This window comes from Rhizobium sp. CG4, assembly GCF_023701965.1.
In the GTDB taxonomy this organism is placed as follows: domain Bacteria; phylum Pseudomonadota; class Alphaproteobacteria; order Rhizobiales; family Rhizobiaceae; genus Agrobacterium.
Map to the genome: position 1 here is coordinate 612,910 of NZ_JABAEG010000003.1, position 22,676 is coordinate 635,585.

20 protein-coding genes are annotated in these 22,676 nt (G+C 54.5%); 14 read left to right on the forward strand and 6 right to left on the reverse strand.

What is annotated here, in order from left to right; all coding sequences use genetic code 11:
• The first annotated feature begins 23 nt into the window (after positions 1 to 23).
• From HGO37_RS13110 to lpxK, 5 genes are all read left to right on the forward strand, one after another.
• Positions 24 to 806 (forward strand): 3'(2'),5'-bisphosphate nucleotidase CysQ, encoded by a 783-nt coding sequence (locus HGO37_RS13110; RefSeq protein WP_250983645.1) that lies wholly within the window; start codon positions 24 to 26, stop codon positions 804 to 806.
• Between the two features lie 78 nt (positions 807 to 884).
• Complete coding sequence (locus HGO37_RS13115; protein WP_192487097.1) at positions 885 to 1,124, forward strand: DUF4170 domain-containing protein; 240 nt, start codon at positions 885 to 887, stop codon at positions 1,122 to 1,124.
• A gap of 225 nt (positions 1,125 to 1,349) precedes the next feature.
• Positions 1,350 to 2,669 carry a lipid IV(A) 3-deoxy-D-manno-octulosonic acid transferase gene (waaA, locus tag HGO37_RS13120; RefSeq protein WP_250983646.1) on the forward strand — a complete coding sequence of 440 codons (1,320 nt, stop codon included), beginning with the start codon at positions 1,350 to 1,352 and terminating at the stop codon, positions 2,667 to 2,669.
• Between the two features lie 129 nt (positions 2,670 to 2,798).
• Entirely contained in the window at positions 2,799 to 3,524 is a 726-nt protein-coding gene (locus HGO37_RS13125; protein WP_250983647.1) for an HAD family hydrolase, read from the forward strand.
• A 100-nt stretch (positions 3,525 to 3,624) separates the two neighbouring features.
• Positions 3,625 to 4,653 (forward strand): tetraacyldisaccharide 4'-kinase, encoded by a 1,029-nt coding sequence (gene lpxK / locus HGO37_RS13130; RefSeq protein WP_250983648.1) that lies wholly within the window; start codon positions 3,625 to 3,627, stop codon positions 4,651 to 4,653.
• Between the two features lie 6 nt (positions 4,654 to 4,659).
• Here the strand turns inward: lpxK and HGO37_RS13135 are convergent, their stop codons facing one another.
• Positions 4,660 to 4,899, reverse strand: coding sequence for a DUF2093 domain-containing protein (locus HGO37_RS13135; protein ID WP_192487100.1), 240 nt, complete (start codon positions 4,897 to 4,899; stop codon positions 4,660 to 4,662).
• 102 nt (positions 4,900 to 5,001) lie between these two features.
• Positions 5,002 to 6,825, reverse strand: coding sequence for a DNA mismatch repair endonuclease MutL (gene mutL, locus HGO37_RS13140; protein WP_250983649.1), 1,824 nt, complete (start codon positions 6,823 to 6,825; stop codon positions 5,002 to 5,004).
• Between the two features lie 329 nt (positions 6,826 to 7,154).
• On the opposite strand from mutL, the gene HGO37_RS13145 reads away from it, so the two are divergent.
• Positions 7,155 to 8,849 carry a response regulator gene (locus HGO37_RS13145; protein ID WP_250983650.1) on the forward strand — a complete coding sequence of 565 codons (1,695 nt, stop codon included), beginning with the start codon at positions 7,155 to 7,157 and terminating at the stop codon, positions 8,847 to 8,849.
• Between the two features lie 126 nt (positions 8,850 to 8,975).
• On the forward strand, positions 8,976 to 10,328 hold the full coding sequence (locus HGO37_RS13150) for a putative bifunctional diguanylate cyclase/phosphodiesterase (protein WP_250983651.1): 1,353 nt from the start codon (positions 8,976 to 8,978) through the stop codon (positions 10,326 to 10,328).
• 58 nt (positions 10,329 to 10,386) lie between these two features.
• On the opposite strand, the gene HGO37_RS13155 is transcribed toward HGO37_RS13150, so the two are convergent.
• Genes HGO37_RS13155 through HGO37_RS13170 form a run of 4 tightly spaced genes read right to left on the reverse strand, consistent with a single transcriptional unit; the run spans position 10,387 to position 13,608 of the window.
• Positions 10,387 to 11,277 (reverse strand): SMP-30/gluconolactonase/LRE family protein, encoded by an 891-nt coding sequence (locus HGO37_RS13155; protein WP_250983652.1) that lies wholly within the window; start codon positions 11,275 to 11,277, stop codon positions 10,387 to 10,389.
• Positions 11,277 to 11,909, reverse strand: a complete 633-nt coding sequence (locus tag HGO37_RS13160; protein WP_250983653.1) for a 2-dehydro-3-deoxy-6-phosphogalactonate aldolase — start codon at positions 11,907 to 11,909, stop codon at positions 11,277 to 11,279. Before HGO37_RS13160 ends, HGO37_RS13155 begins: the two co-directional genes overlap by 1 nt.
• A gap of 5 nt (positions 11,910 to 11,914) precedes the next feature.
• Positions 11,915 to 12,844 carry a 2-dehydro-3-deoxygalactonokinase gene (locus tag HGO37_RS13165; RefSeq protein WP_250983654.1) on the reverse strand — a complete coding sequence of 310 codons (930 nt, stop codon included), beginning with the start codon at positions 12,842 to 12,844 and terminating at the stop codon, positions 11,915 to 11,917.
• The gene (locus HGO37_RS13170) at positions 12,844 to 13,608 is read right to left on the reverse strand and encodes an SDR family NAD(P)-dependent oxidoreductase (RefSeq protein WP_250983655.1); all 765 of its coding nucleotides are present in this window, start codon (positions 13,606 to 13,608) and stop codon (positions 12,844 to 12,846) included. Before HGO37_RS13170 ends, HGO37_RS13165 begins: the two co-directional genes overlap by 1 nt.
• Before the next feature lie 138 nt (positions 13,609 to 13,746).
• On the opposite strand from HGO37_RS13170, the gene HGO37_RS13175 reads away from it, so the two are divergent.
• The 7 genes from HGO37_RS13175 (at position 13,747) to HGO37_RS13205 (ending at position 22,614) form a co-directional block, all read left to right on the forward strand.
• Positions 13,747 to 14,562 (forward strand): IclR family transcriptional regulator, encoded by an 816-nt coding sequence (locus HGO37_RS13175; RefSeq protein ID WP_250983656.1) that lies wholly within the window; start codon positions 13,747 to 13,749, stop codon positions 14,560 to 14,562.
• Positions 14,563 to 14,717: 155 nt separating this feature from the next.
• Positions 14,718 to 15,458 (forward strand): helix-turn-helix transcriptional regulator, encoded by a 741-nt coding sequence (locus tag HGO37_RS13180; protein WP_502941418.1) that lies wholly within the window; start codon positions 14,718 to 14,720, stop codon positions 15,456 to 15,458.
• Between the two features lie 78 nt (positions 15,459 to 15,536).
• Positions 15,537 to 16,763 carry a CmpA/NrtA family ABC transporter substrate-binding protein gene (locus HGO37_RS13185; RefSeq protein WP_250983658.1) on the forward strand — a complete coding sequence of 409 codons (1,227 nt, stop codon included), beginning with the start codon at positions 15,537 to 15,539 and terminating at the stop codon, positions 16,761 to 16,763.
• A gap of 85 nt (positions 16,764 to 16,848) precedes the next feature.
• The gene (locus HGO37_RS13190) at positions 16,849 to 17,988 is read left to right on the forward strand and encodes an Mrp/NBP35 family ATP-binding protein (RefSeq protein WP_250983659.1); all 1,140 of its coding nucleotides are present in this window, start codon (positions 16,849 to 16,851) and stop codon (positions 17,986 to 17,988) included.
• Positions 17,989 to 18,239: 251 nt separating this feature from the next.
• A complete protein-coding gene (corA, locus tag HGO37_RS13195) occupies positions 18,240 to 19,217 on the forward strand; it encodes a magnesium/cobalt transporter CorA (RefSeq protein ID WP_250983660.1) in 978 nt (325 codons plus the stop codon).
• A 15-nt stretch (positions 19,218 to 19,232) separates the two neighbouring features.
• On the forward strand, positions 19,233 to 21,149 hold the full coding sequence (locus HGO37_RS13200) for a potassium transporter Kup (protein ID WP_250983661.1): 1,917 nt from the start codon (positions 19,233 to 19,235) through the stop codon (positions 21,147 to 21,149).
• Positions 21,150 to 21,462: 313 nt separating this feature from the next.
• Positions 21,463 to 22,614, forward strand: coding sequence for a cell wall hydrolase (locus HGO37_RS13205; RefSeq protein WP_192487847.1), 1,152 nt, complete (start codon positions 21,463 to 21,465; stop codon positions 22,612 to 22,614).
• The last annotated feature ends 62 nt before the right edge of the window (positions 22,615 to 22,676 follow it).

The following is a 22,676-nucleotide window of genomic DNA, read 5'->3' on the forward strand; positions in this document are numbered from 1 at the left end:
GCAAAGCAGATAGCGATTAAACAATGACGGCAGAGCAAAACAACTGGCAGGCCGATCTCGACCTTATTCTTGCTGCGGCAAGGCAGGCAGGTGAGGTCGCGTTCGGTTACTTCGGTAATAAGCCTGAGGTCTGGTGGAAGAATGAAGGCCGCTCTCCCGTCAGTGCGGCGGATTATGCGGCGAATGCTGTTCTGGAAAAGGTTCTTCGCACAGCTCGGCCAGAGTATGGCTGGCTTTCGGAAGAAACCGAAGACGGTCATGATCGGCTGAGCCGCAAGACAGCGTTTGTTGTCGACCCTGTCGACGGCACACGGGCCTTTATCTCTGGTCTCGCCACATGGTGCGTCAGCGTCGCTGTCGTCCACGACGGGTTGCCGGTCGCAGGCGTTCTTGTTGCACCGGCGCTCGGGGAAGAATTTCTGGCTGTTAAAGGTGGTGTCGCCCAAAGAAACGGGCAGGCGATTACTGTGTCATTTCCGTCCTCGGTGCTCAATATTGCAGCCCCGGAAGATGTCGTGGCGGATCTGCAGAAAAACACCGCTCAGATCATCAATCGCATAAAACATGTGCCGTCGCTCGCCTATCGTCTGGCGATGGTGGCCGATGGCCGTATCGATGGAACGCTGGTACGCACAGGTTCACATGACTGGGATTTGGCCGCAGCAGATCTTATCCTGCAATGTGCCGGCGGTCGCCTTGTGAACCTTGATGGTTCACCAATCGTTTACAACAAGCCGGTGGTCAGTCATCCGTCATTATGTGCAGCCAGCGAAGGAGCGCTTGGCGGTCTTCTGAACGCTTTGTGAAGTCAGGTAATGGTTGACCTTTTGGCGGAAATCCCGCACAGGAAAGGGACCAGATCACATGGCAAGAGATAAAAGAAAATGACCGAATCCAGTGAAAAAAAACAACTTCTGCACCTCGTTTTTGGCGGCGAGCTTGAAAGTCTTGAAGACGTGCAATTCCGGGATTTGAACGGGTTGGATATCGTTGGTATCTTCCCGGACTATGCCTCTGCACTGACAGCTTGGAAAGCAAAGGCGCAGCAGACTGTGGATAACGCTCACATGCGCTACTTTATAGTGCATATGCACAGACTTCTTGATCCACAAACCACGAAATAACCGGGTTTAGACTTAAAGACCCCGATTTATGCTATAATATATATCGTAGAATCGCACGGCATGGGTGTAAAAACATCCGTGCCGCATCCAAAGTTTTTTGCCGCAAATGAACAAAAAGATTCACGTCGGCTCAATTATTGACGCATTTCGATAAGACAGAAAGTTCAAGAAAACACCTGACAAGGGGATGGCACCATTGGGCGCACGGATTGAAGGCATACCGTCATGAAAAGCCGAATTGCGCGGGTGGCACTTTCCGGTTACCGGTTGGCAGGCATGGCAGCCTATCCATTTGCCGGTCCTTACCTTACCTATCGTGCGATCAAGGGTAAGGAAGACCGAAGCCGAAAGCTGGAGCGCTTCGGTTATGCCAGCGTAGAGCGCCCTAGAGGCCCGCTCATCTGGTTTCATGCCGCAAGCGTCGGCGAAACAATGGCGCTTATTCCGTTGATCCGCGAAATCCGCAAACGCGAAATTCATGTGCTGCTGACAACCGGAACCGTGACGTCGGCAGAGCTGTGCCGCTCCAGACTTGGTAGTGACGTCATTCACCAATATGTGCCGCTTGATATCAAAATCGCGGTAAAACGTTTCATCAGCTATTGGCATCCGGATGCAGCCATCACGGCGGAGTCTGAGGTCTGGCCGGTGACGATGATGGAACTGGAACAGGCCCACATTCCGCAAATCCGCGTCAATGCCCGCATGTCGGACCGTTCCTTCGCCCGGTGGCAATCGCATGCCGATTTTGCCGAAACCATTTTCAACAAGATGTCATTGGTTATCGCGCAGTCGGATCTCGATGCCGAACGCTTCCGTGATCTGGGCGCCTGGCCGGTGATGACTTCAGGTAACCTCAAGGGCGACACGGATCCGCCGCCAGTGGATCAGGAACTGTTGGATCGGTATCGTCAGCAGATTGGCACCCGCAAGACATGGGCGGCCATCTCGACCTTTGAAGGCGAAGAGAAGATTGCCGGCACCGTTCATAACGCCATCAAGGCGCGCAACGGTCAGCTGTCGATTATCGTTCCGCGCCACCCCGACCGTGCCGACGCCATTGAAGCGCAGCTGAAGGAAATGGGTCTGGTTGTTGCCCGTCGCAGCCGCAACGATGTCATTGCGCCGGAAACGGATGTATTCCTCGGTGACAGCATTGGCGAGATGGGGCTTTATCTTCGTTTGACAGAAATCGCCTTTGTCGGTCGCTCGATGACCGGTGAGGGTGGCCAGAACCCGCTGGAACCGGCCATGCTCGGTTGCGCAGTGCTGTCCGGTGCACATGTGCAGAATTTCCGTGAGGCCTATCAGAAGCTGCTGCGGGCCGGTGGCGGACGTATCATTCGTGACGTCGAAATGTTGGCCAAGGCCGTTCATTATCTGATGGTCAACGACAACGAGCGTTACAAGATGATGGATGCGGGCGACCGGGTCATTCAGGAAATGCGTGGCGCCTTGTCCTCGACGATTAAGGGACTTGAACCCTACATCGCACCGCTGACCGTGACTGCAAAGCTGATGCCAAGAAATGTGGCTGCCGGTTGATATCCACCAAAGCATGTCGCATCGAAGCCTGTCTATCCACATTGCTTTCCATCATGATGATGTGCCGTGGCCTGACAGCGGGACAGCTGTCGGGTTTCCGGTAACATGTTTTAAAATTGGTGCTTTCCCGTGAATAAAGACACACAGTCGATTGCCGGTATCCTCTTCGACAAGGACGGAACCCTGTTGGGTTATGACGCAAGCTGGGGCCCGGTAAACCGGGAACTGGCCCGCATTGCCTCAATGGACGATCCTGAACTGGCAGACAGGCTGCTGTTGGCATGCGGCATGGACCCAGTCAGCGGAAAGGTCATGCCGGATAGCTTGCTGGCGGCCGGCAATACGCAGGAGATCGCGGCCGGTCTGGTCGCTGCTGGTTCCCCTTGCGATCAGGAAGAACTGACGAAACGTCTGGACACGCTATTTACCGAAGCCGCTGCCCATTCCGTTCCGGTCACGGATCTGCGGGCTTTTTTCGTGCGCCTGCGCCAACGCGGTTATCGCATCGGTATCGCGTCCAGCGACAATGAGCGCTCGATCCGTGAAACGGCGCGCCGTTTCGGTTTTGAAGAGCACATTGATTTTATTGCCGGTTATGACAGTGGATTTGGTACCAAACCACAGCCGGGTATGGTGCTCGGTTTCTGTGAGGCGGTAAAACTGTCGCCTTCGCAGGTTGCCGTGGTCGGTGACAATAATCATGATCTGCATATGGCAAAGAGCGCCGGGGCGGCCTTGAAGGTTGCCGTTCTCACCGGAACCGGCTCGCCGCAAAGCCTCAGTGACGACAGCGACTATTGCCTGTCCGATATCACCGCGCTAGAGCCGCTTTTGCCGCAACGGGCTGCAATCTAACCCGCTTTAAACAGTAAGCCGGGCTAACGTTTTGCCACTTTAGTATATTTTATCGTTTCAATCGGATATTGGCAGACAGCGTATTCGGCAGGAGCGAGAGATGATTTCGGAAGCGCCGCCTTTCTGGTGGAAAAAACCGGGCTGGCAGGCATATGCACTCAAACCCGTTTCATGGGTTTACGGCTGGATTGCGGGCAAAAGAATGCGCCGTGAGAACCGGCCATCCGTGCCTGTTCCGGTGATCTGCATCGGTAACTTTACCGTCGGTGGTGCCGGCAAGACGCCAACTGCGATTGCAATTGCCAAAGCTGCGGTCGAAAACGGGTTGAAACCTGGCTTCCTCAGCCGTGGATACGGTGGAACGCTGGATGTCACGACGTTGGTAGAGCCGCATCATCGCGCCGCCGATGTCGGTGACGAACCGCTTTTGCTGGTCAGCCACGCCATGACGGTCATCTCACGGCGGCGAATCGAAGGTGCACGTCGTCTGGTGGAGGCAGGCGCCGATCTCATCATCATGGATGATGGTTTTCAAAGCGCTCGTCTGACGCTGGATTATGCGCTTGTGGTGATCGATAGCGTGCGCGGCATTGGCAATGGTTGCCTTGTGCCATCAGGGCCGGTGCGTGCGCCAATCCAGGAACAGATGCAGCAGCTTTCCGCCATTCTCAAGGTTGGCGCTGGTGACGCCGCCGACCCGCTGGTTCGCAAAGCGGCGAGGGCGGGCAAGACAATCTATGTCTCTGCCATTCAGCCGGTCGTGCCCCCAGATTTTGTCGGCAAACGGGTGCTGGCCTATGCCGGCATTGCTGATCCCGATAAATTTTACAGAACGGTCGAAAGTCTCGGTGGCAATATCGTCGAGCGTCGCTCGTTCAGCGATCACCATACGTTCGAAGAGGATGAGATTTCCGATCTGCTGGCGCTCGCTGACAAACAGCAGCTGCAACTGGTCACGACCGCCAAGGACTTCGTGCGTTTGAAGGGTGTTCACGGCAAGGCAGAAGAGTTGCTGCAGCGGAGCCAAGTCATTGAAATCGAAATGGTGTTTGATGACCCAAACACGGCTTCCGATATCATTCATGCGGCAATCGAGAACTGCCGCACGCGTGTGCTCAAGGGCAACTGACGATAATCAGGCCGTCGGGCGCTTCTGGTTCGGCAAAATGCCTGCAATCTTGTCTGCTTCCAGCGATGCAGCGGCATCGACATACGGTTCCTGTCGCGCAACGCTCCAGTAACGCAGTTCATCGACGGGGATCTGCTGCCCTGTCATGGCGCAGGTCACATAAGATCCATTGGTGACGATCTGAAAATCACCATCCAGATATTTGATTTTGGCTTCGCGGCTGCCGCTGCCTTCAAACCGGTTCATCCGCTGTCTCCATTCAATTTCGTGAGGTCAAGCACTGCCAATTGCAGGTCCGATCATCTCTATCCAATAATCGTTGCAGGTATGAAATACCAGCATTTAGCATCAGCTTCGGCCGAATAACCGCTCAATATCGGACAGTTTCAGTTCGATGTAAGTAGGCCGCCCATGGTTACACTGGCCAGAGCCTGGAGTGTTTTCCATCTGTCGCAAAAGCGCATTCATTTCTTCTGGCCGCAAACGACGACCGGAACGGACAGAACCGTGGCACGCCATTGTGGCCGCCACATACTCCAGCTTACCGTTCAGCGTTGATGCAGTGTCCCATTCGGCAATTTCATCCGCCAACTGGCGCACCAAGCCTTGAGCATCGACCTTGCCGAGCATGGCAGGTGTTTCGCGCACTGCAATTGCACCGGGGCCGAAACGTTCAATTGCCAGCCCCAAAGCGTCGAAACCTTCGGCATGCTCCATCAGCCGGTCACAATCTTCTTCCGGAAGATCGATGATTTCAGGAATCAACAACACCTGCGATGGCGGGCGCCGTGAATGCAGCGCCTTGCGCATTTCTTCAAACACCAGACGTTCATGCGCCGCATGCTGATCAACTATCACCAGTCCGTCGTCGGTTTGTGCAACAATGTAATTTTCGTGAATTTGCGCGCGGGCTGCACCGAGTGGGTACTGCGCGCTCGATAGGCTTTCAGTTGGCTGCTCGGCAAAAACCGTTGCTGTTTCCTGCCGGGCTGCAGGTGCTGTGACGTCCAGAAACTCGGCTTGCGTGTTCTCTGCAAAGCCAGCGGATGGCGGATAGGAAAAGGGACGGGATGGTGATGCAGCAGCACTCCACGCGGTTGCCGCCTGCGCTCTGGCTGCCGGAGCGGCTTGGAAACCCTGACGGAACGCATTCATCATGCCGCTGGTCGCCGTTGTCGAGGCGCGGTCACCTTCGCGCGAAAGCGCCTCACGGATCGCACCGACGATGAGGCCACGAACAAGTCCGGGATCACGGAACCGCACATCGGACTTGGCCGGATGCACGTTGACGTCCACCAGTGCCGGATCGAGCGTCAATGAGAGCACCGCAACCGGATAACGGCCATGCGGGATGGTCTCGGCATAGGCACCGCGAATGGCAGACAGCAGCAATTTGTCCTGAACCGGCCGCCCATTCACGAACATGTACTGATGGGCGGAGTTCCCGCGGTTGAAGGTCGGCACACCGGCATAACCGGACAGCGCAACATCCTCACGTGCCGCATCGATTGCAATCGCGTTGTCCCGGAATTCCACACCTAGGATCTGGCCCATGCGTGCAAGCGCATCGCTGCCAGTCGCGGGCAGTTCCAACGTGGACCGGTCCGTACCTGAAAGGACAAAGCGGATATTCGGGAAGGCAATCGCCATGCGTTTGACGGTTTCAGTAATCGCAGCCGTCTCCGCACGCTCGCTTTTGAGAAATTTCAGACGGGCAGGGGTCGCAAAAAACAGGTCACGCACTTCAACGACGGTGCCGACATTGGCGGCTGCAGGACGGACATCTGCCACTTTACCGCCAGTTACGGCAACGACGGAGCCTTGTTCCGAGCCATGCTGGCGGCTTGTAATAGTCAACTTTGCCACCGAACCGATCGATGGCAGTGCCTCGCCACGAAAGCCGAGTGTACGTATATCGTCCAGTGTCTGCGAGATCTTGGAGGTGCAATGCCGCTTGATGGCGAGCGCCAGATCGTCAGGGCTCATGCCAGTGCCGTTGTCGGTAATGCGAATGAGGCTTTTGCCGCCACCGGATGTCGCAACTTCGATACGCGTCGCACCGGCATCGATAGCATTTTCTATCAATTCCTTGGCCGCGCTGGACGGTCGTTCGATAACCTCGCCAGCGGCGATCTGGTTGATGAGCGTTTCTGAAAGCTGTTTTATGGACATGATTCTATTGTCGTGGATTTGTTGTGATGGGAAAAGAGAAATCGTATGTTTTCCGCGCCTTATTCACGGATGAAACCCGGCCATTAAGCAACGCTTAAGACAAAAACTGTAATCTCGCAAAGACTTGAAATGATTACGGGATAGTAATTCCGTCAAAGCATTGGGTGGCCAACCGGAGGGTCGCCAATTTGTAATATGTGCTTTGTTTCAAGGTCTGCCCGGTATGTTTTCTCAGCGATTGCAACAGTAACGGCCCCGTGCTCGACATCAGTTGTTTTATCAATTTTCGGAATGCCCTTGTGGCTGGAGGATAGGCGTGGGGAGCAGCAATGACTGATGTGACGTCGCAAGACGTAGACATCCAAATATCACTGCTGGAAACCGTGTGTGATGCACTGATGACCGCCGTCATTGTGTATGACAAAAACGACATCATTACCTTCGTCAGTCGCCACATTACCAATTATCTGCCATCGCTTGGAGAACGTGTTTTCGTTGGTATGCGCCTGCGGGACTTCCTGAATACACGTTACGACTGTGAGGACGTTTCCAGTCAGAATATCGCTTCAGGCCGCAAAAGCAGCCGCGAGGAATGGATCGCCGAACGGCTTGCCGCCCACTGGAAAGAAAAATCCGAACATCTTGAAAAACGCGGTAGCGACCGCTGGTATCGTTACGTCAAGAAACGGCTGCCATCCGGCATCGGAATGTGTGTGATCACAGATGTCTCCGAACAAAAGAAGCGCGAGGAGCAATGGCGCGCTGATCTCGAGCGGTTGCAGTTGACCGAGGAAATACTGGACAACATTCCGTTCCCGGTCGTCGTCAAGGACCGCAACCTGACCTATGTCGCCGTCAACAAGGCGACCTGCGATATGATGGAAGTCGGCCCGGAAGCAATGCTGGGCCGCACGGTTTTTGATATTCACAGTCATGAACTGGCAAGCCGGATCGATGCGATGGATCGCCGGATTCTGGAGACCGGCCAAAGCAGTACGATTCCCGAACACCTTACCAAAATTGACGGCGAACATGCATTGCTGATCACGCGCAAGCAGCGTGTGGGCAAACCCGGCCGTTATTTCCTGGTCACAACAATGGAAGATGTCACGGCTCTGTCCGTGACCGATGAAACCGGTGAACCGGTTCTGCCGGGAATGAGGCACCTGCCCTTCGTCAAAACATCGCATAAGGGCAGGCCGGTTGAGAAGCGCGAGGAGCCGGATTTCGCCGCCCGCCTGAAGGGATGCCGCATTCTTTTCGTGTCGCCAGATCAGGGCGTGCGGGATAATGCCTCGCACGTCTTTGCCTGTGTCGAAGCGGATTATGCGGCAGCCAGTAGTTTTGACGAGCAGGTGACCTTCCTTGATGTCGCGACATCATCAGGTGTGGCAATCGATCTCGTGGTTGTTGATTCCAACATGAGCCACGCCAGCCTTGATATTGCCAAGCAATATGGGCTGTCGGTGCTGACACTGGATGCGTTCCAGATCCAGCAAGACCTTGTCCGCCATATCTATAACTTCTTGGCCACGACATCGCAGGCCAACACATTATCCAGCGTCAAGGAAACCGCAGCGGACAATGCCATCAAGACTGCTCGCCCCAAGACCCAGACGTCGGTTATAGATGTGCTTGTCGTCGAGGACAACGAAGTCAACAAGATCGTTTTTTCACAGATCCTCGAAAGCCTGAATGTCGGCTACAAGGTCGCGGGCTCCGGTGAAGAGGCATTGCGGATGATCGACGCCCATTCACCGTCATTGGTGCTGGTTGATGCGACATTGCCTGACTTTGACGGGTTTGAATTGGCAAGACGTATTCGCTCCGCCGAAGGCGATAGTAAGAAGATCCCGCTGATCGGTGTGATCGCCCATGCTTTTGATGGTGATCGCCGAGCGTGCCTTGATGCCGGCATGGATGATATGATTCTCAAGCCGGTCAGCCCGGACATGATTGAAACCGTTCTCAGACGATTTCTGCCATCCAGCAACACCGCTACGCATAGCGATATGAGTGTATGACGGTCGGCCAAGTACGGGCCATCGATAATCGTCGGTATTTAACCATTGTTAAATATACGCTATATGTTTCTTAAGACATAGCCATCATTGTGCGCTAAATCGTTGCAGATTTCTTAGGACGCGAACATGAAGTCGGCGGAAGCAAACTACCCGCAGATCAGTCAGCATGAGTTGCAGGCCATGGCCTATAGTGACCCATTGACCGGTCTTGGAAATCGCTATCGCCTGCGAGACAAGGTGCGTCAGCTAGCTGCGGAACGCGCCAATGATCCTGCTCCCTTTACCATCGGTATTGCCAATATTGACGGCTTCAAGCCAATAAATGACTTGTTTGGTGCGGCTGCCGGTGACGAAATTTTGTGCCAGGTCGCCCATCGCCTGAAAGCCTGTATCCCCGATGGTGCGACCGTTACCCGCCACGAGGGCGATGAATTTGCATTCATTTTACCACTTGTCTTCGAGCGTACAGGCGCCGAACGCATTGGTCATATGATCAAGGATGTGTTGTCGGCGCCTTATGATCTAGGGGACCGAAATGTGCGTCTGTCGTCGTCCTTCGGTTTTGCCGTCTATCCCTTCGCGGGGCAGGAATTCGAAGATCTGCTGAAAAGCGCCGAAACTGCCTTGTATCGTTCCAAACGCCGTGGTCGCGGGCAGATTACAGTCTATTCCAGCGAAATTGCGCAGGAAATGAAGCGGGCGACGCAGCTGGAACAGGCGTTGCGTAATGCCATTATCACCGATGCCGTTGAAGTTCATTTCCAGCCTATCGTTCGCCTGACCGATGAAATGGTCATTGGCTTTGAAGCCTTGGCGCGTTGGCACGATCCTGATCTCGGTTTTGTATCTCCAGCCGTGTTTGTGCCACTGGCGGAAGAACGCGGGTTTATCGATGCACTGTCGGAAACGCTGCTGCGCAAGGCAATTGAGGCTGCACTCTCCTGGCCACGCGACCTGTTCCTGTCGTTCAACCTGTCTTCGGCACAATTGATGGATCCGGGCACTGCAGACAATATTCTCTCCATCCTTGGCCGCGCGGGTTTCGATCCCAGCCGGTTGGAACTGGAAATTACCGAAACCGCCGTCATGACCTCTGCGGAAACGGCGACCAAAATTATTTCGGACCTCAAGCAGGCCGGTGTGCGTATTTCACTGGATGATTTTGGCACGGGTCAGTCGAGCCTTGGCCGCCTGCGGGACTTCACCTTTGACAAGGTCAAAATCGACCGTGCCTTCGTGTCGCGCATTTCAACGGATCGCCCGTCGGAACACATCGTCAAGGCAATCGTCGCCATGTGTGATGGTCTTGATCTCGAGGTCGTTGCTGAAGGGATTGAGAACCGCAACGAGTCTGAAAAACTGCGTGGGCTTGGTTGCGAAATGGGGCAGGGCTTTTTCTTTGGCCGCCCAGCAGATGCCAATGCAACACTACGTTATCTGCGCGACAATTTCCGCGATTTGGCACCAGTGGGCGCCTGAAAACGTCCGGGTTAAATCAGAATTTGAGCGGCGGAACTGTTTCCACCGCTCATTTCTTTTAGGCGAGCCGATACGCGAAGTCTTGAACGCCATTCACGTCGATACCGAGATCGAATGTTGCACCCTGCAGGGCATCAGGCGACAGACCTGCATCCGCCATGCCATCAAAAGCTGACGTGACCAGGAGCCGATTTGCAGTCTTGCCGATGAACGCCGGGCATGTGGTTTGCAGACCCGGTACGGAATACTGTTCAAGCAACTGTCCATTGGCGTTGTAACGGGCAACGCGCCCGGCACCCCATTTGGCGTTCCAGATATCGCCGTTCTTGTCGCATACCGATCCATCTATACCGGCATCGTCATCGCTTGCGTCAACCAGAACGGATGGTTTCTCCAGCGGCAGGCCGGTCGAGGGATCAACCGCAACACGCATCAGCTTGTTGACCCTTGTGTCGGTGTAGTAAGCGATGGCTCCATCCGGTGAAAAGCAGATGGAGTTGGGGATGCTGATATTATCAAACAACGTCGTCACAGTACCGTTGGCAACATGATAAATGCCGCCAGCGCCGTCTTCAGCTGATTTACCCATCGTGCCGATCCACAGGGCACCTGAGGCATGCACGCGTCCATCATTGGAGCGGTTTGCCGGTTTTCCGGGCTCGAAATCGGTGTGCAGCGTCAGCTCACCGGTTGCGATCTGGCGCAGGAACAGGCCATTTTCGGATGCAATCAACTGACGGTCATCATCCACCTTGGCCAGAACGCTGGCCATGAAGGGAAGTTTGTGAACGCTCTTTCGGCCGGAAGCGAGGTGCAATTCATGCAACTCTTTTCCAAGAATATTGAACCACCATGCAGTGTCGGTCGCTGCGTCATAGGTCGGGCCTTCACCCAACCGAAGTGCAGTTTCGTCGAGAACTTTACCAGTGAACGGATGTAAGGTTGCCATTATGCCTCCTTGATCGCAGCGTCATAGGCGTTGATGGTGAGGATGGCGCGTTCCTTGACTTCCGCAGCCGTGAGGCCGGGCTTGTAAAGGCTTGTGCCAAGGCCGAAAGCTGTGATGCCTGCCTTGGTGTAATCGGAGAAGTTCTTGTCCGATACGCCGCCGACGGCTGCAACCAGCAGATCCTTTGGCAAAATGGTACGGATGGCAACAATACCGGCGGGGCCCATAATGCTGGCCGGAAAAAAATTCAGACCGGTTGCACCGGCCTTGGCGGCCAGCAGTGCTTCAGTTGGTGTCAGCACGCCCGGCAATGTCACCATGCCTTTTTCGCGTGCGGCGGTGATAACCTCAACGTCGACATTCGGGCTAACCATCAGCTTGCCGCCAGCCTTGTCGAGATTTTCTACATCGTCAACGCTCAACACGGTGCCTGCACCGATCAGGCAATCGGCAGGGGCAAGCTTTGCAGCTATCTCGATGGACTTGAACGGCTCTGGCGAGTTCAGCGGAATTTCGATGGCGCGAAAACCGGTTTCGATCAGAACGCTGACCACATCATGGGTTTCTTCCGGCTTCAGGCCACGCAGAATGGCGACCAGCGGATATTTTATGGATGGAAATGGAATGCGCATGGGTATCAACCTTTCAAATTCGGCCAGATGGTCGTAGCGGCGGCGTAAAGACCGTGGCGTACTGCGGCATCGGCATCGATAAGCGTGTAGGAAATGTCCAGAGCCGCCAATGCGGCCTTGTAGAGTTCGCCAAGTCCGCCGGATGCGACCAGAACAACCTGCGTGTCACTGGATACCTGTGAACGGGCACCGGCAATTTCAACACCGATCAGAATACCGGAGAGGCGTGCCTTGGCGTTGGTGGCGGACAGTGCATGCAGCAGCTGACCGGAGCGGACAGTGAACACATGGTGTGTCGCCATCTGCGGGTTCTCAACGGCCTTGCGCACAGCAGCAATAAATTCAGGGTTCTCGCCCGTCGTTGCTTCACCTTCCGAAACGGCGTGAGCAAGGATCGAATGTTTGGCGATAACTTCAAAAAGCTCACCGGTCATGTAGGTGGAGAAACCTTCAACAGTGCCGTCCTGTACGGTCACCCATTTGGAATGGGTTCCCGGCATGCAGACGAGGCAATTGTTTTTGACCTCATCGGAGGCCAACGCGCCGAGCAGCTGGGTTTCTTCACCGCGAATAACGTCTGGTGCCGTTTCTGCACGCTGGGCAAGACCCGGCAAAATACGAATGTCCCGGCTTTCGCCGGGAATACGAACAGCGCCCTTCAGGACGTCTTCGATTTGTGCAGGTACGTCAATGTAACCGGCTTCGATCCAGCCTTGGCGCGCACCAGCCATGCCGCATATCAGCACTGGAATATCGTCAGGTGCATCCGTCGCCGCCAGATGTGCGTTCAGTACCTCGGCGAAGCCGGTGCGGGCTGCCGTGGTCATACCTTCGTTGCTGCGTCGTTCAGCAAGAATGGCTCCGCTCTTGTCGAGTAGCCACATGCGGAAACTGGTGGTTCCCCAGTCCACGGCTACGAATGCGGGTTGCGCCATCAGAAAATTCCTCCGTCAACGATAATAGATTGTGATGTAATGGCCCCTGCCGCCTTTGAAGATAGGAAAAGGCACGGGCCGACAATATCTTCTGCAGTCAAGACGCGCTTGAGGCACTGCTTGCCCATTGTCGCCTCGATTGATTGTTCGGTGAGCCAAAGTTCCTTTTGCCGCTCCGTCACGATCATGCCCGGTAGGATGCAATTGACCCGAATGTTTTCCGGCCCAAGCCGTCCGGCGAGACTTTTCGTCAGGCCGATGATGCCAGCCTTCGCCGCCGCATAGGATGGTAGATCACCCATGTTGAGCATGAAGGAAATGGATGAGAAATTGACGATCGCCGCATCCCTTTCCTTGCGCAGATAGGGAAGGGTAGCCTGCGTGACGAAAAACAGCTGTTTCAGGTTGATCGCCTGATTATTGTCCCAATAGTCCTCATTCACGGTGTCGATGTCATGACGGTCGTCCCATGCGGCATTGTTGACCAGCACGCGAAACGAACCGGCCTTGCGCCCAGCTTCATCGATCGCTGTTTTCGTTTCAGTGATATTGCGCAAGTCGGCATGGACGAAATTCACCGGATGGCTGCATTCGGCCGAAAGCCTTGCTGCCAGGGCTTCGCTCGGCGCCTTGGCGATATCGAGAAACGTCACTCGGGCGCCCGCGCGGGCAAATCCCTCAGTCAGCGCCGCACCAATACCGGAGCCTCCGCCGGAAATCAGAACGCCAGCATCTTTCAGATCGGAAAAACCGGGCCGCTGCATCTTAATCGTTCCTCGCCATAGACGTTCAATCCCTGAAGTCTTGTTAATTCCATTATTTGGAACTATGTTCAATTAAATGGAATTATTCGTCGCTCTTTCGCAAGCTGTCAAGCTTTGCGGCCAAGGATATCAAGGCAAATGCCCGACCATAATGTCGCATCATCAGTAAACACAGCCGGGGAAGAATCAGCAACCGGCACACTTGGCAAGGCCATGGCTCTGCTGGAATTGGTTGTGATGGCGCCCGAGCCTTTGCGTTTCACCGAGATATTGAACATTGTCGGCCAGCCGCGCGGCACTGTTCACCGGCAATTGACCCATTTGTTGCAGGAAGGGTTATTGGAGCTCGATGCCCATCAGGCCTATGTGCCCGGCATGCGGCTTTTGAAGTTTGCCGGCAAGGCATGGGCCCGTAATGATTTCAGAAGTGTTGCCGCCCCCTATTTACGAGAATTGCAGGCTGTAACCGGAGAATCAGTGCATCTCGGTATGCTGCGCGACACTGAAGTCATCTATCTGGACAAGGTGGAGGGTAGCCGTGCCATTCGCATGCACTCGCAAATCGGCAATGCATCACCCGTCTTTTGCACCGGGGTTGGCAAAGCAGCATTGGCCACGCTTGAGCAGGAGAGGCTCTTGCAAATCGTTGATAATATTAAATTTCGTTCATTTACAGCCAGCACCATAACAAATGGTGAGGCGCTGCTGAAAGAGGTCAATGCCATAAGAGCCCGTGGCTTTGGCTTTGATCTGGCCGAACATGAGGACGGTATCCACTGTGTTGCAGCGCCAATTCTTTGTACCGGTCATGACTTTGCAGCGGCAGTTTCCGTCACGGGTCCGGCGTATCGATTGACGCTTGAGCATCTTGAAAAGCTCGCGCCGGTTGTTTGTGAAATCGCCGATAAAATTGCAACTGATATATCCGTCAGAATATCTCCATCATCCCGTTAGGTCATTGATTTTCAATTTGTGGGGTTACACAAACGGCGCGGTTGTGGTTTTTTAGCTCAACTATGGTTTGTAAAAAAATGCGGTCTTGGGTAGATACTCGAACCACGTTTTCTGAAGCCGGTCTATTTGTTTTATCCATCTAAAGAAAAAGCAGAATGTCCATGTCTGAACACGATAGACCTGTCAGGACGCATGCAGAGCGTGTCACTGAGATCGAAGCGCTGAAGACACAATTTGATGTTTTCCGCTTTTTGAAAAATCTGACGGAAACCTGGGATATGAAGGCATTCATGGTCGTCAATTTGCCCACCCAGGCAGGACTTGAATTATCGCAATATACGATTATCACCAATTGGCCGGCCGAACTGCTGCAGTCCTATGACAACGAAAGCCTCATCCGTGGCAGCACGGTCATGGCGGCGCTGCAAAAATCGACTGTTCCTTTTTTCGTTGATGCTGACTTTCTTAATCGAACAGAAGACCCGGCAACCACAAAAGTCGTGCGTGCGCTGTTTGAGCGCTTCGAAATGTTAAATTCCATATGGTGTCCGGCGCATGACGTTTCTGGCGCGCGGGGTGCCGTGTCCTTCTCTGGCAACAGAGAAGCGTTCTCCCATCAGGAAATTGCCGAAATTTCCTATATTGCCACCCATATCTTCGACCGACTGGCGTATATCAAGCGCCTCGACAACCGCGTCCCGGACACATTGACGGACCGGGAACTGGATTGCTTGAACTGGACCGCTGCTGGTAAGACCAGCGCTGAGATTGCGGAAATCCTCATTCTCTCCGAGCACACGGTCAATCATTATCTCAACCGGGCAACCAAAAAGCTGGATACCGTCAACAGGACCCAGGCTGTAGCAAAAGCGTTGCGCGTGGGTCTTATAAAATAAGACGATTTTGCTGTTTGGTGATTGTTATCTGCCGCGCCATGCGCAATCCTCTATACGATTCGTCAGGAGGACCCGTGCTTGCCGGACAACCCCATTATCTCGGTTGGTTTCTCTCCTTCCGTCGATAGCGCAATTCTTGCGATCGCAGCTGAGAAGGGTTTTGCAGCGGATGAAGGCGTCCGCCTTTCACTCGTTCGTAAAAACCTCGTTGGTGATATTGTCGAAGCCCTGCGCGATGACGAACTGTCATTGGGTCAATTGCCTGCAACATTCCCGGTTTTGTCTGCTTTGCAACTGGCTGGTATGCCCAAAGGGTATTTTGCACCCTTTACGCTGTCGCTCGGCGGTGCCAGTCTGGTTGTCTCTCCGGATTTGCATAAACGTCTGGAGGATGCTGGCGCGCTCGGTTTGAGCCCGTCCACCTTATCCATTGCCCTGTCGCGCCTGTGCGGACGCCGAAGAGCGCAAGGTCTGGCAACACCTCTAAAGATTGCCGTTGAAAGCAGATACGGCACCTCGTGGTATGAGCTGCGCTACATGCTGGCACACTGTCGCATCGCGGTGCCGACCGACGTCAGCATCGTTATCTCGTCACCACAGGCCATGCCCTATCTTCTGGAAGAGGGCACGATTGACGGGTTTTATGCGCCGGAGCCATTTGGCAGTGCGTCTATCCTCAATGGCACAGGCTTTATGGCCACCACCAAGTCCAATATCTGGCACAACTCTCCGGAAAGGGTGCTTGCCGTCAGCCAGGGCTGGGCCGAACAAAATATGCAGCATCTGGAAGCCTTGTTGCGCGCCCTTTACCGTGCCGGCCAGTGGTGCGCCAATGCCAGCAATATCGAGGAACTGACCGGCATTTTGGCAGCACCAAAATATCTGGGCGAAGATGGTGATCTTATCCTGCCGTCCTTCACCGGCTTTCTGTCGATATCCGATCTGCAGATGCTGGAAATCGAGGAGTTTTTTGTCACCAGTGGCAAGGCGGCCAATTTCCCATGGCAAAGTCAGGCGCTGTGGTACTTCAACCAGATGATGCGCTGGGGCGATTGCCCGGCCACACTGGCCGATGACCCCACGACATGCGAGGCGGTGCGAGATGCGTTCCGGCCGGATATTTTTCGCAAGGCCCTAAAACCGTTATTTGCGCATGTACCATCCGCCAATCTGAAAATGGAGGGAACATTGCGCCAGCCGGTTCATGTCGGCTCCTCTCGTTCGGGTCTCGTTTTGGGTCCAGACATGTTTTTTGATGGCCGGATTTTCGATCCGGAGCGTTTTGACACCTTCAACGATCTTTGATCTATGTCAGGGATAGTGCAATCCGGGCATTGGCGAATGGCCCGGACGTGTTTATCTACGCTGGAAACCGGAAGGCAGCGCAGTCATGGCACAGGTCGAAAAACAGAGAGTTCTGGAAGTTCTTGCGAAGGTTCAGGTGCCCGGCGGCCCGTCGAACATCGTGGATATGGGCATGGTTTCGGAAATCTTTGTCACCGATGGCAAAGTATATTTTTCCATTTCCGTGCCCGCCGGACGAGCAGAAGATCTCGAGCCACTGCGAAAACAGGCTGAAACTTTGGTCAAAGCCATACCCGGGGTCGCCTCGGTTATGGTGGCCCTGACGGCTGACAAGAAGGCGGGCGAACCATCTTCCTCTGCGCAATCGCGGCCGGTTCCTCCTGCCGGCGGTTTGCGTCCACCCGCACCTCGGCCTCCTGCCAAGGCGGGCATTCCCGGCATCGGTGCCATTCTGGCGGTCGCATCCGGCAAAGGTGGGGTGGGCAAATCCACCACTGCCGTCAATCTGGCCCTCGGTCTTCAATCGATCGGTCTAAAAGTCGGTATTCTGGATGCCGATATTTACGGGCCCTCATTGCCGCGTTTGCTGAAAATTTCCGGTCGCCCGAAACAGCTGGAAGGTCGCACCATCGTGCCGATGGAAAATTACGGCCTTAAAACCATGTCGATGGGTTTTTTGGTCGATGAAGAAGCGGCCATGATCTGGCGTGGTCCCATGGTCCAGTCAGCATTGCTACAAATGTTGCGCGAAGTCGCATGGGGAGAGCTGGACGTGTTGGTCGTTGATATGCCACCCGGCACAGGTGACGTACATCTCACCATGGCGCAGCAGGTTCCGCTGTCCGGTGCAGTTATCGTGTCGACACCTCAGGATCTGGCACTAGCCGATGCGCGCAAAGGCATCACCATGTTCCGCAAGGTCGAGGTTCCGCTGCTCGGTGTTATCGAGAACATGAGCTACTTCATCGCGCCGGATACTGGCGCGCGCTATGACATTTTCGGTCATGGCGGCGCCAAGGCAGAAGCTGAAAGGATCAATGTTCCTTTCCTTGGTGAAGTGCCGCTCACCATTTCGGTCCGTGAAATGTCCGACGCTGGAACGCCAATCGTTGCGATGGAGCCGGACGCTCCGGTTGCTAGAATCTACCGCGATATTGCCTTGCGTGTCTGGGATACGCTGAAGGCTGGAAGTGGCAAGGCTGCACCAAAAATCGTGTTTGAATAACACTCCGGTTTTGTGAGCCGATAAATAGCGCTTGATTATAAATCCGTTTACGGGCACATGCCTGCGCCGTTCAGACGTTGGATCAGGGCGTCCGAGGCTTGAACAAAAACAGAGCGGTAGGGCGGCTTAACTTTATCCCCTGCCGTTCTGGCTTGCTGCAATCATTTGTTTGTCGCCTCCGCCCGGATCATGATAATGAACGATTTGGCGGCAGGCTGATGACAGTCAGATTTGCAAACCGGAGAAACTGATTGATCAATGCCTATCGCTCGACCTGCGAGGCAGTAACCCTCTCGGCGCAACAGCCGATTGCGGAGCTATATCCCGATATAATCTGGATCGACATGCTCAATCCTACTCAGGATGAAGAGCAATATATAGAGACTCTGCTGGGCATAGAGGTTCCTACCCGCGAAGATTTGAAAGATATTGAACCGTCCAGCCGTCTTTATATTGATAACGGCAATGTCTTCATGACGGCATCTTTGATCTGCAAGGCAGAAACCGATGTGCCCCAGTTGACGGATGTCGCCTTCATTCTGGCTGGAAATAGACTGGTCACCATCCGATATGCTGAGCCGAAATCCTTCAATCTGTTCATTGCCGCCATTTCACGTGTTTCCGGCGAACAGCGCAACGGCCTTCAGTTCCTGCTGAAATTGCTGGAAACGATTGTCGACCGCACTGCGGAAATTCTCGAACGATCCGTAGCCGGCATTGATCAGCTTTCGGCAGGCATCTTTGGAAGTCAGGCTAGGGTCAAACGCAAGGCGCCACGGTTTCTGGAAGACCGTTTGGGCGACATTGCGTCCTATCATCGCCTGCTTTCAAAAGTACGCGATAGCCTGATGTCATTGTCGCGCCTGCAGACATTTTTGTTCAGCGTACCGGCAGTTCAGCAGGACAAGGATGCAAAGGAGCTGTGCCGCTCCATTGGTCGTGATATCCCATCACTTTCGGAGCATGCGTCCTTTATCTCCGGCAACCTGTCGTTCTTGCTGGATGCGTCACTTGGCCTGATCAATGTCGAGCAGAACGCCATTATCAAGATATTCTCGATCGCGTCGGTCGTTTTCCTGCCCCCAACTCTGGTTGCGTCCATTTATGGAATGAACTTTCACATCATGCCGGAGTTAGACTGGACCTACGGTTACCCGGTTGCGGTGTGTGTAATGCTCTTGTCGGCAGTAATTCCGTTTCTCTTTTTCCGCTGGAAGGGGTGGCTCTGACGAGCCTGAGGTGACATGTCTCACGGATTTGGAAGTGAAGTTAACGATAGCCAAAACAGCGAAACAAAGTCTGCGGAAGGCTTGTTGGCGGCGACCCTAGGTTCCGTTGGTGTCGTCTATGGCGACATCGGAACCAGCCCGCTTTATGCCTTCCGGGAAGCCCTGAAGCCAATCGCCGAGGACGGCGTAACCCGGATCGAGATCATCGGCCTGATTTCCCTGATGATCTGGGCTTTGACGATCATCGTGACATTTAAATATGTGACGCTGCTGTTGCGTGCTGACAATGACGGCGAGGGCGGTACATTATCCCTCCTTGCCATGTTGATGAAGACGGCCGGCTCCAGACGGGCAACATTGATTTTCCTTGGACTGGTGGGTGCGGCGCTATTTCTTGGCGACGCCATGATCACACCAGCCCTTTCGGTCCTCTCGGCCGTTGAGGGCCTCAAGCTCGTCACACCTGCCATGGATGAGTTTGTCATCCCGATCTCGGTTGCCATTCTGGTTGGTTTGTTTGCCATCCAGTCACACGGCACCAGCACGGTCGCGAAATTTTTCGGTCCCATCACCGTCCTGTGGTTTCTGGTCATGGGTGGCGTTGGTGTCATGCACATCTCGGATGACTTTGGAATTCTTGCCGCGTTCAATCCGCTCTACGCAGCAGAGTTCCTGCTGCGAGAAGGATTTCTGGGTGTCGTCGTTTTGGGCGCGGTGTTCCTGACCGTTACCGGTGCCGAAGCACTTTATGCGGATCTCGGGCATTTTGGTCGCCGTCCTATCCAGCTAGCATGGTTCCTGCTGGTCTTTCCGGCATTGACGTTGAACTATCTCGGGCAGGGCGCCTTTGTGCTCAAAACACCTGAGGCCATGTCCAACCCGTTTTACCTGATGTTCCCGCAATGGGCATTGCTGCCTGCGGTAATCCTTGCGACGGCGGCAACCATTATTGCCAGTCAGGCCGTTATCACCGGCGCCTTCTCTCTTGTTCGACAGGCCATCAACCTTGGTTACCTGCCGCGTATGGAAATCCTGTTCACTTCGGAAACCAATACCGGGCAAATCTATCTGCCGTCGGTCAACACCATTCTGCTTTTGGGTGTTATCGCATTGGTCTTCAGCTTCCAGAGCTCAGATGCACTGGCCACCGCCTATGGTATCTCGGTCACTGGTGCGATGGTCGTCACCAGCCTGATGTTCTTTGAGTTTGTGCGCAGCCGTTGGAACTGGTCGTTGTGGCTGGCACTTGCGGTGCTTCTGCCACTGTTCCTGCTGGAAATGGTGTTTCTAGGCGCCAACTTGCTGAAGGTTCATGATGGCGGTTACGTGCCGGTTATGTTTGCCATTGTCTTCACTATTATAATGTGGACATGGCAGCGCGGCTCGAAAATCCTATTTGCCAAGACGCGCCGCACCGATGTGCCGCTTAAACTGTTCGTGGCTTCGGTCGAGAAGGAAAGTGCGCATGCACCATTGCGTATTCCCGGCACCGCGATTTTCCTGACCGGTGACCCCGAGACCGCTCCTGCAGCGCTGCTGCATAATCTCAAGCACAATCACGTCCTGCACGAAAAGAATGTCATCCTGACGATCCGCACGGAAGACCAACCGCGCGTTAGTCAGGTGGAACGTTTCACCATGCGGCGGTTAAGCGACCGCTTTATTGTGGTGGAGCTGCATTTTGGCTTCATGGAAACCCAGAACGTCACACAGGCATTGGCCTATCTGCGTCGAGCCGGTTTCAAGTTCGATATCATGTCGACCTCCTTTTATCTCGGACGTCGCAAGCTGGTGCCAGATAAAAACTCCGAAATGCCGACATGGCAGAACCGCCTGTTTATTGGCCTTGCAGAAACAGCGGCTGATCCCTCAGACTATTTCCGCCTGCCAGCCAACCGGGTGGTTGAACTTGGCTCTCACGTGGTGATCTGAAAACGCCCGAAAAACCTCAAGGAGCGGGCAGGGTGGATGACCACTCTGCTCACCTTATTTTATGTCTCTCACTGCGTGTTGTGCTCACGGCTGGCGTCTCGCTAAGTCGTTCCGCACCGATTCACGAAAACGTGTGCCGATATTATGTGTCACTTTGTTAAATCCGCTGCGCAGGCGGACATCTCGTTAACCAAGCATCAAGGTTAACGAACTATTTTTGCTCATATACGAGTTCGTGTCGCTGGCCCCTCTGGTCGCGTCATTTGTGTGTGTCTGCGTGTTTGGAGTGCCGGTTTTGCGTTCAAAAGGTGTGATGCGTCGCGGGTCGTTCATTTCGAGTGGAAAATGGACCTCGCCTTTAGTTCTTGGCCTGGCTGCATGGCTGGCTTTCCCCACTTTGGCATCGCGGGCCGATCTGGCCGCCCTGCTTGCCGGCCTTGATGGCGGCAATAGCCAGTGGCGCATGGTGTTGACCAACTCGCCGGCTGGCTCGGTCCACTCTGCTTCACTTGCCTTTAATAATGCCGACAGCGCCTCAGCTTCATCTGGTGCCGGCATGACCCTGCCGGACGGCCGAAAGATCGCTTTTGCCGACGACAAGGAAAAACATCCGACAACGCCCGACAGCGAGCGCGTCAATCGCGCCGCCAAGAAGGGCCGCGTTGTCGCACTGGAAATCATGCAGCCACCGCCAGCTTTTACAGCGGGCTCAGTTCTGCAGCGCACAAGCATGATCGACGTCGAACCGCTGAGCCGCAAGGAGCGCCCGTCTTTTGTAAAGTCAAAGCGGGAAAAGCCAGTCGAACTGGCCTCATTTTATTTCCGTCGTGATGAAAAGAAGATGGACAATGGCGTTTCGCCAATGCTGGCGTCGCTGGTCACCAACCGTAACGCGGACGTACTGGCAACCGCCTATGCACCAGCAGAGCCGGACTTCGCCCGCGAATCTCCTTTCGACGCTATTTTGAAGAAGCCGCAGACCGGACGTTTCATTCCTGACATCGGGCCGGACGACCATGCATGGGCAGCAACGCCACTGCCGCCTGCAGTCTTTTCTGCTGAGGAGCAGCAGTGCCTCTCTTCCGGCATTTACTTTGAAGCCCGTGGAGAATCGGTGAAGGGTCAGGCGGCTGTCGCGCAGGTCATTCTCAACCGTGTTCGCAACCCAACCTACCCGTCAACGATCTGTGGTGTTGTCTATCAGAACAAGGACTGGCGCAATCGCTGCCAGTTCTCCTTTGCCTGCGACAACATCCGTGACCGCGTCAACTCGCAGCGTCACTGGAAAATGGCGCGCGAAATCGCCATGGCCACCACAGCCGGCAAAATCTGGCTGCCTGAAGTTGGTTCTGCAACCCACTACCATGCTGTTTACGTGCGCCCGGCTTGGGGCAAGAGCATGAAAAAGGTCGGTCGTATCGGATTGCACGTGTTTTACCGCACATATGGCGGCGGATGGAGCTGAAATTGTGGCCTGATGGCAACGATTAGTGTGAACAAATCCAGTGATTCCTGTGCGCTGTAGAC